The organism is Stenotrophomonas sp. YJH_SMC_53, from assembly GCF_059369995.1.
Window position 1 is genome coordinate 1 of sequence record NZ_JCAFTF010000015.1, and the last position, 13,224, is coordinate 13,224.

Annotated in this window: 12 protein-coding genes; 8 read left to right on the forward strand and 4 right to left on the reverse strand. The window is 67.7% G+C overall.

Annotation, left to right across the window (positions count from 1 at the left end; genetic code table 11):
* Window positions 1-426: 426 nt before the first annotated feature.
* On the reverse strand, window positions 427-1,638 hold the full coding sequence (tyrS, locus tag AC5P7X_RS18410) for a tyrosine--tRNA ligase (RefSeq protein ID WP_005420460.1): 1,212 nt from the start codon (window positions 1,636-1,638) through the stop codon (window positions 427-429).
* Between the two features lie 167 nt (window positions 1,639-1,805).
* On the opposite strand from tyrS, the gene AC5P7X_RS18415 reads away from it, so the two are divergent.
* Together AC5P7X_RS18415 and AC5P7X_RS18420 are read left to right on the forward strand one after the other, a co-directional pair.
* Window positions 1,806-3,278 (forward strand): M23 family metallopeptidase, encoded by a 1,473-nt coding sequence (locus AC5P7X_RS18415; RefSeq protein ID WP_495215245.1) that lies wholly within the window; start codon window positions 1,806-1,808, stop codon window positions 3,276-3,278.
* A gap of 65 nt (window positions 3,279-3,343) precedes the next feature.
* On the forward strand, window positions 3,344-4,471 hold the full coding sequence (locus tag AC5P7X_RS18420; RefSeq protein ID WP_053500325.1) for an anhydro-N-acetylmuramic acid kinase: 1,128 nt from the start codon (window positions 3,344-3,346) through the stop codon (window positions 4,469-4,471).
* 68 nt (window positions 4,472-4,539) lie between these two features.
* Here AC5P7X_RS18420 and AC5P7X_RS18425 read toward each other — a convergent pair whose 3' ends face one another.
* The 3 genes from AC5P7X_RS18425 to AC5P7X_RS18435 all read right to left on the reverse strand — a co-directional run bounded on the left by AC5P7X_RS18425 (window position 4,540) and on the right by AC5P7X_RS18435 (window position 6,950).
* Window positions 4,540-4,770: a hypothetical protein gene (locus tag AC5P7X_RS18425; protein ID WP_005420465.1), complete on the reverse strand. Its 231-nt coding sequence runs from the start codon at window positions 4,768-4,770 to the stop codon at window positions 4,540-4,542.
* A 78-nt stretch (window positions 4,771-4,848) separates the two neighbouring features.
* Complete coding sequence (locus tag AC5P7X_RS18430; protein WP_053500327.1) at window positions 4,849-6,153, reverse strand: AmpG family muropeptide MFS transporter; 1,305 nt, start codon at window positions 6,151-6,153, stop codon at window positions 4,849-4,851.
* Entirely contained in the window at window positions 6,150-6,950 is an 801-nt protein-coding gene (locus tag AC5P7X_RS18435; protein ID WP_005420469.1) for an exodeoxyribonuclease III, read from the reverse strand. The genes AC5P7X_RS18430 and AC5P7X_RS18435 overlap by 4 nt, the downstream gene beginning before the upstream one ends.
* Window positions 6,951-7,111: 161 nt before the next feature.
* Between AC5P7X_RS18435 and pyrE the strand changes: the two genes are divergently transcribed.
* The 6 genes from pyrE to kdpC all read left to right on the forward strand — a co-directional run bounded on the left by pyrE (window position 7,112) and on the right by kdpC (window position 13,204).
* Window positions 7,112-7,771 (forward strand): orotate phosphoribosyltransferase, encoded by a 660-nt coding sequence (gene pyrE / locus AC5P7X_RS18440; RefSeq protein WP_005420471.1) that lies wholly within the window; start codon window positions 7,112-7,114, stop codon window positions 7,769-7,771.
* Window positions 7,772-7,790: 19 nt separating this feature from the next.
* On the forward strand, window positions 7,791-8,453 hold the full coding sequence (locus tag AC5P7X_RS18445) for a hypothetical protein (protein WP_005420473.1): 663 nt from the start codon (window positions 7,791-7,793) through the stop codon (window positions 8,451-8,453).
* Window positions 8,454-8,674: 221 nt separating this feature from the next.
* A complete protein-coding gene (locus AC5P7X_RS18450) occupies window positions 8,675-8,767 on the forward strand; it encodes a potassium-transporting ATPase subunit F (protein ID WP_005407770.1) in 93 nt (30 codons plus the stop codon).
* A gap of 12 nt (window positions 8,768-8,779) precedes the next feature.
* Window positions 8,780-10,489 (forward strand): potassium-transporting ATPase subunit KdpA, encoded by a 1,710-nt coding sequence (kdpA, locus tag AC5P7X_RS18455; RefSeq protein ID WP_005420476.1) that lies wholly within the window; start codon window positions 8,780-8,782, stop codon window positions 10,487-10,489.
* 10 nt (window positions 10,490-10,499) lie between these two features.
* Window positions 10,500-12,557, forward strand: a complete 2,058-nt coding sequence (gene kdpB / locus AC5P7X_RS18460; RefSeq protein ID WP_053500333.1) for a potassium-transporting ATPase subunit KdpB — start codon at window positions 10,500-10,502, stop codon at window positions 12,555-12,557.
* Window positions 12,554-13,204 carry a potassium-transporting ATPase subunit KdpC gene (kdpC, locus tag AC5P7X_RS18465; RefSeq protein WP_171958093.1) on the forward strand — a complete coding sequence of 217 codons (651 nt, stop codon included), beginning with the start codon at window positions 12,554-12,556 and terminating at the stop codon, window positions 13,202-13,204. Before kdpB ends, kdpC begins: the two co-directional genes overlap by 4 nt.
* Window positions 13,205-13,224 lie beyond the last annotated feature (20 nt).

Here is a 13,224-nt window from a genome sequence, read left to right on the forward strand (position 1 = left end):
AAACGTCTGCAAGATGGACAATCATCCTTCCTGCAGGCGCCTTCACAAGATACCTGCGCATACTTTCAAAGATCCGGGGAAGTGGCCTCAGCGCCGTTCCCGTGTGCTGCGAAGTTTCCTTCGTAGCGAGCCGCCCATTATGCCAGACTTTTTCAGTCCGTCAACACCTTCGTTCGATCATCTCGTTCGGCGGTGGTGGGCGCCCTGTTGTCGCTGAAGCCCCTTGGTGGCGACCCCTGCGACGGGGGAGGAGAAGTATGTCCCCATTCCGATCATTTGTGAAGGGGGTGTGGCGATTTTTTTCACCGGATGTTGCATCCGTTCATCCGGCGCGCTGCGGTAGGCTCCCGCGAAGATGAGCCAAGCGTGGGCTTGGCTCTACAAGAGCATAAGGAAGGGCCGGCTGGCGCCGGCCCTTCCTTCTTCTCAGCCAGCAACCAGGCGCACGCGGGCGAAGGTGCGCTTGCCGACCTGCAGCAGGCCTTCGAAGCCCGGCTGCAGCACCTGCTGGCCGTCTTCAACCACTTCACCGTCCACCTTCACCGCGCGCTCCTTGAGCTTGCGGTTGGCTTCGGAGTTGCTCGGGGTCAGGCCGGCCGCCGTCAGCAACGCGGCAATACGCAGGCCTTCGGCCGGGATCGCCACATCCTGCAGCGGCAACTGGGTGATGTCGCCCTGCCCGGTCACCGCCGCCTCCCAGCCGGCAATCGCCTGCTCTGCCGCCACGGCGTCGTGGAAACGGGTCGCCAGCTCACGCGCCAGGCGCAGCTTGACCACGCGCGGGTTCAGGCCGCCATTGGCCACCTGCTCGCGCAGCTGCACGGCCTCGGCCTGGCTGATGTCGAAGGACAGCAGCTCGATCCAGCGCCACATCAGGGTGTCGTCCACCTTCATGGTCTTGGTGACGATGTCGATGGCCGGCTCGCTGATACCAATGTAGTTGCCCAGCGACTTGGACATCTTGTTGACGCCATCCAGGCCTTCCAGCAGCGGCATGGTCAGCACCACCTGCGGCTTCTGGCCATGGTGTTCCTGCAGGCCACGGCCCATCAGCAGGTTGAACTTCTGGTCGGTACCGCCCAGCTCGACGTCGGCCTCCAGGGCCACCGAGTCGTAGCCCTGCACCAGCGGGTACAGGAACTCATGGATGGCGATGGACTGCTGGGCGGCATAGCGCTTGGCGAAGTCGTCGCGCTCGAGCATGCGTGCCACGGTGTGCTGGCCGGCCAGGCGGATCATGTCGGCCGCGCCCATCTTGCCGAACCACTCCGAGTTGAAGCGGACTTCGGTACGGCTGCGGTCGAGCACCTTGAACACCTGTTCCTCGTAGGTACGGGCGTTGGCCAGCACGTCATCGCGGCTGAGCGGCTTGCGGGTCAGGCTCTTGCCCGAGGGATCGCCGATCATGCCGGTGAAGTCGCCGATCAGGAAAATGACCTGGTGGCCGAGGTCCTGGAACTGGCGCATCTTGTTCAGCAGCACCGTGTGGCCCAGGTGCAGGTCGGGCGCAGTGGGGTCGAAGCCGGCCTTGATCCGCAGCGGGCGGCCTTCCTGCAGGCGCGCACGCAGATCCTCGAGCTTGAGGATCTCGTCGGCACCGCGGCCGATCAGGGCAAGGGCTTCTTCAATCGAGGACACGTGACTACTCCCGGCAACGCCGATTCTTGTGTGGGGTGTTAAAGCAAAGTTAACCCGATTGGCTTCACAAAAGCCAATGGGCACAAGGGTTTGACGCGGTTTTCTCGGGTGTCTATGGTAACCGGCGATCAGGCCCGCGCTCCCGGGCCGCCAGGAAAAAACCGCCGATGCACAATTCCGAACAAGGGCGCGCACGCAAGCAGCGCTTCCAGGAACGCCTTCACGTCCTGCACGACAACGCCCTGCATCGGAAGCTCAGGCAACACCTTCCCGCCGCCTTCAATGAGCGCTGGACCCGCCGCCATTGGATGCACGCCAGCCTGTTTGCGACCATCGGCGCCCTGGTGGCGACGATCGTCCCCGGTTTCTCGCACACCATTGATGCGCCTTACGCGGACAGCCACACCAGCCTGGCGCTGCCGCTGCCGCCGTTGACCATGGCCCGCCAGCAGCAGGTGCCGGGCGACAGCTGGCAGGTGCTGCGCATCCAGCGCGGCCAGACCCTGAGCGACCTGTTCGACAAAGCCGGCATTCCGGCCAGCACCCTGCACCGGGTGCTGGAGCACCCCGGTGCGCGCGAGGCGCTGACCAAGCTGCGCCCGGGCGCCGAGATCGCCTTCGACATGCCGCTGTCCGGCGACCTGCGCAGCATCCGCTTCGATCGCGACGCCGACAACCGGGTGGAACTGAGCCTGGCCGGCGATGACATCAAGGAGAAGGTGACGCGGCGCGAGACTTCCACGCGTACCGTGGTCACCAGCGGCGAGATCACCAGTTCGCTGTATGCCGCGGCCCGCCGGGCCGGGCTGTCGCCGTCGGCGATCGCGACGATGACCGACGACATCTTCAAGTACGACATCGACTTCTCCAAGGACCTGCAGCCGGGCGACCGCTTCAGCGTGGTGATGGACGAGACCTGGCGCGAGGGCGAGAAGGTGGACACCAGCAAGATCCTGGCGGCGACCTTCACCACCGGGGGCAAGACCTATTCCGGCTTCCGCTTCGACCGCAACGGCAAGTCCGAGTACTACGACATCAACGGCCGTTCGTTGAAGAAGAGCTTCATCCGCATGCCGATCCCGTTCGCGCGGCTGAGCTCGACCTTCGGCGCACGCAAGCACCCGGTGCTGGGCAAGATGCGCATGCACAAGGGCGTGGACTACGCCGCGCGTACCGGCACGCCGATCATGGCCGCCGGCGATGCCCGCGTGCAGTTCGCGGGCGTGCAGCGCGGCTACGGCAATGTGGTGATCCTCGACCACGGTCGAGGCCACACCACCCTGTACGGCCACATGTCGCGCTTTGCGAACATCAGGACCGGCCAGCGCGTGGCCCAGGGCACGGTGATCGGCTATGTCGGCTCGACCGGCCTGGCGACCGGGCCGCACCTGCACTACGAATTCCGGGTCAACGGCGAACACCGCAACCCGCTGACCGTGACCATGCCGCCGCCGGAGCCGCTGAAGGGCGCCGAGCTGGTCGCCTTCCGCGCGCAGACCGCGCCAGCGATGGCCCGCATCCAGGGCATGGAGAAGCTGATCTACGCCGATGCCAGCCCGGCACCGACCAGCCGCGACGAGGCCGCCGCCGAGGTGGCCAGCGCCAAGGACAAGCAGGCGACCGGCCGCAAGCGCGGCTGAGCCCCTGCGTTGACGAGCAAGGACGCGGCAGCCCAAGCTTGCCGCGTCCTTTTTTTGTGCCTGCCATGAACACTACTGCCGACGCTGACGCCCCCCTGTATCTTGGCCTGATGTCGGGCACCAGCGCCGACGGCATCGACGCCGCGCTGGTGCAGTTTCCCGCGGGCGGTGGCTGCCGCTTCGTGCACGGCCTGACCGCACGCTGGGAACCGGTGCTGCGCGCGCGGCTGGTGGCGCTGGGCGAAGGTGGCCCGTTGGATTCGCTGGAGGAGCTGGGCGAACTGGACGCGCGGATTGCGATCAACTTCGCCGAGGCCGCCAACCAGCTGCTGGCCGAAGCCGGCGTGGACCGCAGCCAGGTGCGCGCGATCGGCTCGCACGGCCAGACCGTGCGACACCGCCCGCTGGCCGATCCGGCGTTCACTGTGCAGCTGGGCGACGGCAACCGCATCGCCGAACTGACCGGAATCACCACAGTATCCGACTTCCGCCGTCGCGACGTAGCGGCCGGGGGGCATGGTGCGCCGCTGATGCCGGCTTTCCACCTGGGCATGCTGGGTGCCGCCGATGAAGACCGCGCGGTGCTCAACCTGGGCGGCATCGCCAACCTGACCCTGATCCCGCGCGAAGGCGCGGTGCGCGGCTTCGATACCGGCCCGGCCAACGCGCTGATGGATGCCTGGTGCCAGCGCCACACCGGCCGTACCTTCGATGCCGATGGCGCGTATGCCGCCAGTGGCGCGGTGGACGAGGGCCTGCTGGCCGGCTGGCGTTCGGACCCGTGGTTCGCGCTGCCGCCGCCGAAGAGCACCGGGCGCGAGCAGTTCCACCTGGCCTGGGCCGAGGCGCACATGGGGGAAGGCCAGTACGCCGCCACCGATGTGCAGGCCACGCTGCTGGAGCTGACCGTGGCAACCGTGGCCGATGCGCTGCTGGCGCAGCAGCCGCAGACCCGGCGCCTGCTGGTCTGTGGCGGCGGCGTACGCAACCGGCAGCTGATGAAGCGGCTGGCGGCGCGGCTGCCGGAGGTGCAGGTGGAGTCCAGCGCGGTGCATGGGCTGGACCCGGAGTACGTGGAGGCGATGGGATTCGCCTGGCTGGCGCAGCGGACGATGGACGGGCTGGCCGGCAACCTGCCGAGCGTGACCGGAGCGAAGGGGCCGCGGATCCTTGGGGCAATCCACCTGGCGTGAGGTGGCGCCATCCACGCACGGCGTGGATTCACCGGGCAGCCGAGCGTGGGCTCGGCTCTACAAAGCCGCTAATCGAAGCCCTGCCCTGCGGGCAAGGCCTGCAGGGCGGCGATCGCATCGGAGAGGGCGTCCACTTCGGGATCGCCGAAGCCGGAGCGAACCTCCAGTTCACTGCTGAACAGGCCCTGCTCCAACAAGGCGGCGCAGGTCTGTTCATGGGTCCAGCCGCGGGCGACCGCGACACGTCGGATACGTTCCAGCAGCAGCGGGTCCAGGTCCCGCAGCACAACGTCGGCCATGCTCACTTCCCCGTTCGCAAGGCACCGCCCCCTCGGCGCGTCGGGGGCGATGATCCCGCAGTCCGGGCGGGCAGGCAATCAGGCGACCGGCGGCGGCCCGCGGTCGGCGATCCGCGGCCACAGCCAGGCCAGCAGCAGCAGGGTCGGCACCACAGTGATCGAGCTGAGGATGAAGAACGTGCTGTAGGACGTCGCTTCAACGATGTATCCGGAGACACCGCCGATGAACTTGCCCGGCAGGTTGGCCAGCGATACCAGCAACGCGTACTGCGTGGCGGTGAAGTTGCGGTCGGTCAGCGACGACATGAAGGCCACCAGCACGGTGCCGGCGAACCCCTGGAACAGGTTGTCGGCACTGAGCGCGGCATAGAACGCCCACAGCTTGCCTGGGTTGTGCGCCATCAGCAGGAAGGCGAGGTTGGACATCGCCACGCCCAGTGCGGCCACCAGCAGCATGCGCCGGAAGCCGAATGCGGCCACCGCAATACCCCCCAGGAACGCACCGCCGATCCCCATCCATACACCGAACAGCTTGGACACGGTGGCGATGTCGGCCTTGTCGAACCCCGAATCGAGATAGAACGGCCCGGCCATCACGCCGATCACCTGATCGGGGAACTTGAACAGGCCGACGAAGGCCAGCAGCACCAGGGCCAACGCCACGCCATTACGGCTGAAGAAGCTGGAGATGGGCTGGACGAAGGCTTCGGCGATATCGATGCGACGCTGCACCGCCGTGGCCGGGCGCTCCGGTTCGGCGCACAGCAGGGTAGTGACGATCGGCAGCAGCATCAGCGCGGCCATCGCCAGGTAGGCGACGATCCAGCCTTCGAACTGCGCCAGGTACAGCGCGCCGGCACCGGCCAGGATCAGGCCGATCCGGTAGCCCAGCGTATAGGTGGCCGCCAGCGCGGCCTGCGCGGTCTGCGGAGCGATCTCGATACGGTAGGCATCGACCGCTGAGTCCTGGGTGGCGCCAGCGAACGACGCCACCAGCACCCACATCACCAGTGGCCAGACGCCCTCTTCCGGCCGCACGAAGGCCAGTGCGACCAGGCCGACCAGCACCAGCACCTGCGATACCAGCAGCCACGAACGGCGGCGGCCGAGCGCGCCCAGCAGCGGAAATGCATAGCGGTCCAGCAGCGGCGCCCACAGGAACTTGAGCAGGTAGAAGAAGCTGGCCAGGCTGATCAGGCCGATGCTGCCCAGGTCCAGGCCGACGTCGCGCAGGCGCGTGGACAGCGTCTGCGAAGCGATCAGCAGGAACGGCAGGCCACTGCCGAAGCCAAGCATGGCCATGGTCAGCGCCGACGGGGTACCGAAGGCGCGCTTGATGCCTGCCCAGCCCTTGTAGCTGACCGGCGTGGCGGCCTCGGTCACAGGTCGTAGTCCACGGTGAACGGGGCGTGGTCGGAGAAGCGCTCGTCGCGGTAGATCGAACAGCTACGCAGTTTGTCGCGCAGGCCCGGCGTGATGAACTGGTAGTCGATGCGCCAACCGACGTTGTTGGCGCGGGCGGCGCCGCGGTTGCTCCACCAGGTGTAATCCTCGCCGGTGGGATTGAGCAGGCGGTAGGCATCGGCCCAACCGCGGCCGGCGGCGACATCGGTGGCCTGGCCATGGTCGGCGCAGAGGGCGTTGAGCCAGTCGCGCTCCTCCGGCAGGCAGCCGGAATTCTTCTGGTTGGACTTCCAGTTCTTGATGTCCAGCGCCGAACGCACGATGTTCCAGTCGCCGCACAGCACGTAGTCGCGGCCGCTGCGCGCCCACTCCTCCAGAATCGGGCGCAGCCATTCCATCACTTCGAACTTGAAGCCCTGGCGCAGGTCACCCGAGCTGCCGGAGGGAATATAGAAAGAGACCACGCTGAGATTGCCGTAGCGCGCCTCGATGTAGCGGCCTTCGTCGTCGAACGGGGCCCAGCCCAGCGAGGTGATGACCTGGTCCGGCTCGCGCTTGCTGTAGATCGCCACACCGCTGTAGCCCTTCTTGGTGATGGCGTCGCGGTAGAAGCAGTGATGGCCATCCGGACGGAACATCGGGTCGGTCAGCTGGTCTTCCTGGGCCTTGGTTTCCTGGATGCACAGGACGTCGGCGTCCTGGGCACGGAACCAGTCCAGGAAGCCCTTGGTCGCGGCGGAACGGATGCCATTGGCGTTGAAACTGATGATGCGCATGCGGGGACCTGCGGCGGGAAACCGGGCAAGCATACCGGTTGCCCGTGGGGCTGCGCAGTCCGCCAGGCAGCGCCGCGACAGCCTTCACGCGGGGCCGGACGAGCGCGAAACGCCCAGCTGGATTAGGATTTGTGCTCCAAATGAAGATGAATCGAGTTTTGATGAGCGACCACCGCCACCGTTTCCTGCAGCTGGCCCTGACTGCCGACGCCCTGCGCTTCGGCCAGTTCACCCTCAAGTCTGGCCGGCTGAGCCCCTATTTCTTCAACGCCGGCCGTTTCGACTCCGGTTCGCTGCTGTCCCAGCTCGGCGCCTGCTATGCCGATGCCATCGATGCCAGCGGGATCAAGTACGACGTGGTGTTCGGCCCGGCCTACAAGGGCATTCCGCTGGCCACCGCGATGGCCTGCGAGCTGGCCCAGCGCGGCCGCGACCTGCCGCTGTCGTTCAACCGCAAGGAAGCCAAGGACCACGGCGAAGGCGGCCAGCTGATCGGCGCCGACATGAATGGCAAGCGCGTGCTGATCGTCGACGACGTGATCACCGCCGGTACCGCGATCCGCGAAGCGCTGGGCATCATCCGCGCTGCCGGCGGCACCCCGGCCGGCATCGTGGTAGCCCTGGACCGCCAGGAGATCGCCTCGGAAACCGACCGCCGCTCGGCGGCGCAGTCGGTGGCCGAAGAGGCCGGGATTCCGGTGATCGCCGTGGCGTCGCTGGCCGATCTGCTTGATTTCGCCTCCGGCAACCCGGAACTTGTGGGTTACCGCCAGCCGCTGGAAGCCTACCGGGCCCAGTACGGCGTCCGTTCGATCCGCTGACCGACCCAGGGGAAAGGTCATGTCCCGAGTTCCTGCCGTTCTCTTTGCCGGCCTGCTGCTGGCCGTGCCGTCCACCGTGCCGGCGCAGTCGCGCGACGGCGGCAAAGTGGAGAAGAAGCTGTATTGCTGGAACGAGGGCAAGGAGCGGATCTGCAGCGATTCGCTGCCAGCCGATGCGGTCAATCACGCCCGCGAGGAGTTCAACGCGAAGAGCGGCCTGCGCAATGCGCAGGTCCAGCGCGCGTTGACCGACGAAGAGCGCGCCGCGGCCAGCACCGAGGCGCAGCAGCAGCAGCTGGACCTGATGGCCGAGCAGACCCGCCAGCGCACCGAACAGGCGATGCTGTCCACCTATGGCAGCGAGGACGACCTGCGCCGGGTGTTCGCCGAGCGCCAGGAAGTGCTCGACAACAACCTGAAGACCGCCGAGTACAACGTCACCAGCCTGCGCGAATCGCTGGTGGCGCTGTTGTCGGCCGCTGGCGACCGAGAACTGGCCGGTGGCAAGGTGGCCGACAAGCAGGCCGAGGCGATCCGTCAGCGGCACGTGCAGTTGCGGGCGCAGCAGCGCCTGCAGGCCGGGTTCCTGCAGCAGCAGCAGGCGCTGAAGGCCGAGATCGACAGCACGCTGCAGCGCTACCGCGAGCTGAAGGGCGTGGCGCCAGCGAGCCAGGCGCCGTGATTCGCTTGTAGGGTCGAGCCCATGCTTGGCTCCGCGTGGCCTTGGGAAAGAGCAGCCCAGCATGGGCCCGGCTCTACAGTGGGCGGCGCCTGGTTACGGCTTGGCCCACGGAATTTATGCACTCTTTACGCGTCGGCACGGTCCGGCGCGTAGTGCGTTTATGGGCGGCAGGACGACGATGACGGCCTGAGGTGGAGGGGTTCCACCAGGACGCTATTGCAATGTCCCCCTGGCTGTCGTTGTTGTGTGGCGTGCTGGTGCTGGTCGCCGCCGCCTATCTCCTTTATGTCGTGCTGCGGCCCGAGTCGTTCTGAGCGGAGCCTGCCATGACCGAGATGCTTGTGATTATTGCCGCCAGCCTGTTGTTGGCGTGGCCGCTGGGCCTGTACGTGGCGCGCGTGATGCGCGGCACGCCGATGAAGGCCGACGTGCTGTTCAACTGGATCGAAAAGCCGTTGTACAAGGTGTTCGGCGTCGATCCCTCGCGCGCGATGTCCTGGCGCGGCTACGTGCTGGCCTTCGTGCTGAGCAACGTAGTGATCGCCGTACTGACCCAGGCGGTGTTCATGACCCAGGCCTGGTTGCCGTTGAACCCGGACCAGATCCCGAACATGCGCTGGGACACCGCGCTGCACACGATGATCTCGTTCCTGACCAACACCAACCAGCAGCACTATTCGGGCCAGGCCCAGCTGTCCTACCTCTCACAGATGACCGGCATCACCGGCCTGCAGGTGGTGACACCGATGATGGGCCTGGCGCTGGCTGTGGCCACGCTGCGCGCGTTGTTCTCGCGTGCGCCGCAGGCTGCGGCGGCCACCGGTGCCGGCGACGACCGCCAGGTGGCGGTGGGCAACTACTACGTGGACGTGGTGCGCCTGTGCGTGCGCTTCCTGTTGCCGCTGTGCCTGGTGTGGACCCTGCTGCTGACCAGCCAGGGCGTGCCGTCGACGATGGCCGGTGGCCCGCAGGCCACGCCGATCGATGCCAGCGCCGGCATGACCGGACAGAAACTGCCGCTGGGCCCGGTGGCGGCGATGGTCGCGGCCAAGCAGCTGGGCGCCAACGGTGGCGGCTGGTACGGCCCGAACAGCAGCTTCCCGCTGGAGAACCCGACCCCGCTGTCGAACGCGCTGGAGATCGTCGGCATCCTGCTGGTGCCGATGGCGGTGATCTTCATGATCGGTGCGTTCACCGGCCGGCGCCGGTTCGGCGCCCTGGTGTTCAGCTGCATGCTGGGCATGTCGCTGCTGTCCACCGGCGCGATGGTGTGGAGCGAAGGGCACAGTGCCAGCGCCGCCACGCCGCTGCTGATGGAAGGCAAGGAGGTGCGCTTCGGCGCCGACGGCACGGCGCTGTGGGCGGCGGTGACCACCCAGGTCTCCAACGGGTCGGTCAACGGCATGCATGACTCGCTGGCGCCGCTGAGTGGCGGCATCGCGATGGTCAACATGCTGGTCAGCGCGATCTGGGGCGGCATCGGCTGTGGCCTGCAGCAGTTCATCGTGTACCTGCTGCTGGGCGTGTTCCTGGCCGGGTTGATGACCGGACGTACGCCGGAACTGTTCGGCCGCAAGCTGGAGACGCCACAGGTACGCCTGCTGGCCCTGCTGGTGCTGCTGCAGCCGATCACCCTGCTGGTGTTCACCGCGATCACCCTGGCCGTGCCCGGGCTGGCCGCTACCTCCAACCCGGGCTTCCATGGCATCAGCCAGGTGTTCTACGAGTACGTCTCGGCCTACGCCAACAACGGCTCGGGCTTCGAGGGGCTGGGCGACGCCACGCTGTGGTGGAACCTGAGCTGCTCGCTGGTGCTGCTGCTGGGCCGCTTCCCGCTGCTGATCATCCCGCTGGTGGTGGCCGCACAGCTGGCCGCCAAGCGCCAGGCGCCGGAGTCTGCCGGCAGCCTGCAGATCGAAACCCCGACCTTCGCCCTGACCCTGGTCTCGGTGATCGTCATCCTGACCGTGCTGCAGTTCATGCCGGCGCTGGTACTCGGCCCGATCGCCGACCACCTCAGCCTGGGACTGCACTAAGGACACCCCGATGAGTACCCACGCAAGTTCCACCCGTAGTTCCCTTGCCCCGCGCCCTGCGCTGCTTGATGGCGCCGGCCTGCGCCGTGCGCTGGTCGAAGCAGTACGCAAGCTCTCGCCGATGCACCTGGTGCGCAGCCCGGTGATGGCGGTGGTGATGGCTGGCACGATCGTCGCGGCCATCGTCACACTGACCGGCAATGCGCCGCTGGGCTTCGGCCTGGCAGTGACCGCGATCCTGCTGGTGACCGTGTTGTTCGGCAATTTCGCCGAAGCAGTGGCCGAGGCGCGTGGCCGTGGCCAGGCCGCGTCACTGCGCCGTGCCCGCCAGGACCTGGTGGCACGCCGGCTGGCGGCGCCGCAGCCGGGTGCCGCAGAAGCCCAGGTGCCGGCCGCCGAACTGCGCCCGGGCGACCATGTGATCGTCAGTGCTGGTGAGCTGGTGCCGGCCGATGGCGAGATCGTGCAGGGCCTGGCCACCATCAACGAAGCGGCGGTGACCGGCGAATCGGCACCGGTGCTGCGCGAGGCAGGTACCGACCGTTCCGGTGTGATCGGTGGCACCAAGGTGCTGTCCGACCAGATCATCGTGCGGGTGACCGCCGAGCCGGGCCACAGCTTCCTGGACCGGATGATCGCGCTGGTGGAAGGTGCCAACCGCCAGAAGACCCCCAACGAGATCGCGCTGACCCTGCTGCTGGCGGCGATGACGCTGACCTTCCTGGTGGTGGTGGCCACGTTGCCGGCCATTGGTGCAGCCGTCGGCGTCAAGGTCGATCCGCTGCTGCTGATCGCGCTGCTGGTGTGCCTGATCCCGACCACCATTGGCGGCCTGCTGCCGGCCATCGGCATCGCCGGCATGAACCGTGCGCTGGCCGCGAACGTACTGGCCAAGTCGGGCAAGGCGGTGGAAGTGGCCGGGGACGTCGACGTGCTGCTGCTGGACAAGACCGGCACCATCACCTACGGCGACCGCCAGGCCAGCCACTTCCATCCGCTGGCCGGCATCGATGCCAGCCAACTGCGCGAGGCGGCGCTGCTGTCCTCGCTGGCCGACCCGACCCCGGAAGGCAAGTCGATCGTGCGCCTGGCGCGCGAACAGGGCTGCGCCACCGCCGAGCCAGACCATGCCGACTACCTGGCCTTCAGTGCCCAGACCCGGATGTCCGGCGTGGATCTGGAACATGGGCGGCAGATCCGCAAGGGCGCTGCCGATGCGATCCGCGCCCACGTGCAGGCGCTGGGCGGCAACGTGCCGGCTGAACTGGCCGGCCGCGTCGAGCAGGTCGCGCGCAATGGCGCCACCCCGCTGGTGGTGGCCGAGGGTCGCCACGTGCTGGGCGTGATCGAGCTGTCGGACGTGGTCAAGCACGGCATGCGCGAGAAGTTCGCGCAGCTGCGGGCGATGGGCATCCGTACGGTGATGATCACCGGCGACAACCCGCTGACGGCAGCAGCCATTGCCGCCGAGGCTGGCGTCGACGACTACATCGCCGAGGCCCGTCCGGAAGACAAGCTGGCACGCATCCGCCAGGAACAGGCCGGTGGCCGACTGGTGGCGATGGTGGGCGATGGCACCAACGATGCTCCCGCGCTGGCCCAGGCCGACATCGGCCTGGCGATGAACTCCGGCACGCAGGCGGCGAAGGAGGCCGGCAACATGGTCGACCTCGATTCGGACCCGGCCAAGCTGCTGTCGGTGGTGGAAGTGGGCAAGCAGCAGCTGATCACCCGCGGCGCGCTGACCACCTTCTCGCTGGCCAACGACGTGTCCAAGTACTTCGCGATCCTGCCGGCGCTGTTCGCCGTGGCCGTTCCGACCATGGCCGCACTGAACGTGATGCAGCTGTCGAGCCCGCGCAACGCGGTGCTGGCGGCGCTGATCTTCAACGCCCTGGTGATTCCCGCGCTGATCCCGCTCGCCCTGCGTGGCGTGCGCTTCCGCCCGGCCACCGCCACCGCACTGCTGCGCCGGAACATGCTGGTGTACGGCCTCGGCGGCGTGCTGCTGCCGTTCGCAGCGATCAAGGCGATTGACCTCCTTCTTGTCCTGGTATTCGGCGCATGAACCGTTCTGCTTCCACCTCATCTTCCCTTCCGGGCGACGCCAAGGCCGAGGCCCGCGTGGCCAGCCTGCAGGATGGCGCCCGCTGGCGCCCGGCGATCGGCCTGGGCCTGGCCACCCTGCTGCTGGCCGGCGCGGTCTATGCCGGCATCGCCACCGGCTTTGCCGGCCTGGCTTACCCGACCCAGGCCGAAGGCAGCCTGCTGCGCGATGGCAGCGGCCAGGTGCGCGGCTCGGCCTGGCTGGCGCAGCCGTTCACCGCTGACGGCTACTTCCAGGCGCGTCCGTCGGCGGCCAACTACGACCCGATGGCCGCGGCCGGTTCCAACCTGGCGCGCAGCAACCCGGCGCTGGCCGAGCGCGTCGCCGCCAGCACCGCTGCGGTGGCCGCGCGCGAAGGTGTCGCCCCGGCGCAGGTGCCAGCGGACCTGGTCACCCAGTCCGCCGGCGGACTGGATCCGCAGCTGTCGCCGGCGGCGGCGCAGCTGCAGGTAGCACGCGTGGCGCGTGCCCGTGGCCTGCCGGTGGAGCGCGTGCAGGCACTGGTGCAGGCGCATACCGAAGGGCGCCAGTGGGGCCTGTTCGGGCAGCCACGGGTGAACGTGGTGACGCTGAACTTCGCGCTGGACCATGCGGCCAAGGCGCCGTGATGCTGGGCTGCACCTGCTGC

Bases quoted from the DNA above. Each gene is read 5' to 3' on its own strand.
- AC5P7X_RS18450 (WP_005407770.1), top strand. From the start codon at position 8,675: ATGTCCCCCTGGCTGTCGTTGTTGTGTGGCGTGCTGGTGCTGGTCGCC.
- kdpA (WP_005420476.1), top strand. From the start codon at position 8,780: ATGACCGAGATGCTTGTGATTATTGCCGCCAGCCTGTTGTTGGCGTGG.
- kdpB (WP_053500333.1), top strand. From the start codon at position 10,500: ATGAGTACCCACGCAAGTTCCACCCGTAGTTCCCTTGCCCCGCGCCCT.
- AC5P7X_RS18420 (WP_053500325.1), top strand. From the start codon at position 3,344: ATGAACACTACTGCCGACGCTGACGCCCCCCTGTATCTTGGCCTGATG.
- pyrE (WP_005420471.1), top strand. From the start codon at position 7,112: ATGAGCGACCACCGCCACCGTTTCCTGCAGCTGGCCCTGACTGCCGAC.
- AC5P7X_RS18445 (WP_005420473.1), top strand. From the start codon at position 7,791: ATGTCCCGAGTTCCTGCCGTTCTCTTTGCCGGCCTGCTGCTGGCCGTG.
- kdpC (WP_171958093.1), top strand. From the start codon at position 12,554: ATGAACCGTTCTGCTTCCACCTCATCTTCCCTTCCGGGCGACGCCAAG.
- AC5P7X_RS18415 (WP_495215245.1), top strand. From the start codon at position 1,806: ATGCACAATTCCGAACAAGGGCGCGCACGCAAGCAGCGCTTCCAGGAA.
- AC5P7X_RS18425 (WP_005420465.1), bottom strand. From the start codon at position 4,770: ATGGCCGACGTTGTGCTGCGGGACCTGGACCCGCTGCTGCTGGAACGT.
- AC5P7X_RS18435 (WP_005420469.1), bottom strand. From the start codon at position 6,950: ATGCGCATCATCAGTTTCAACGCCAATGGCATCCGTTCCGCCGCGACC.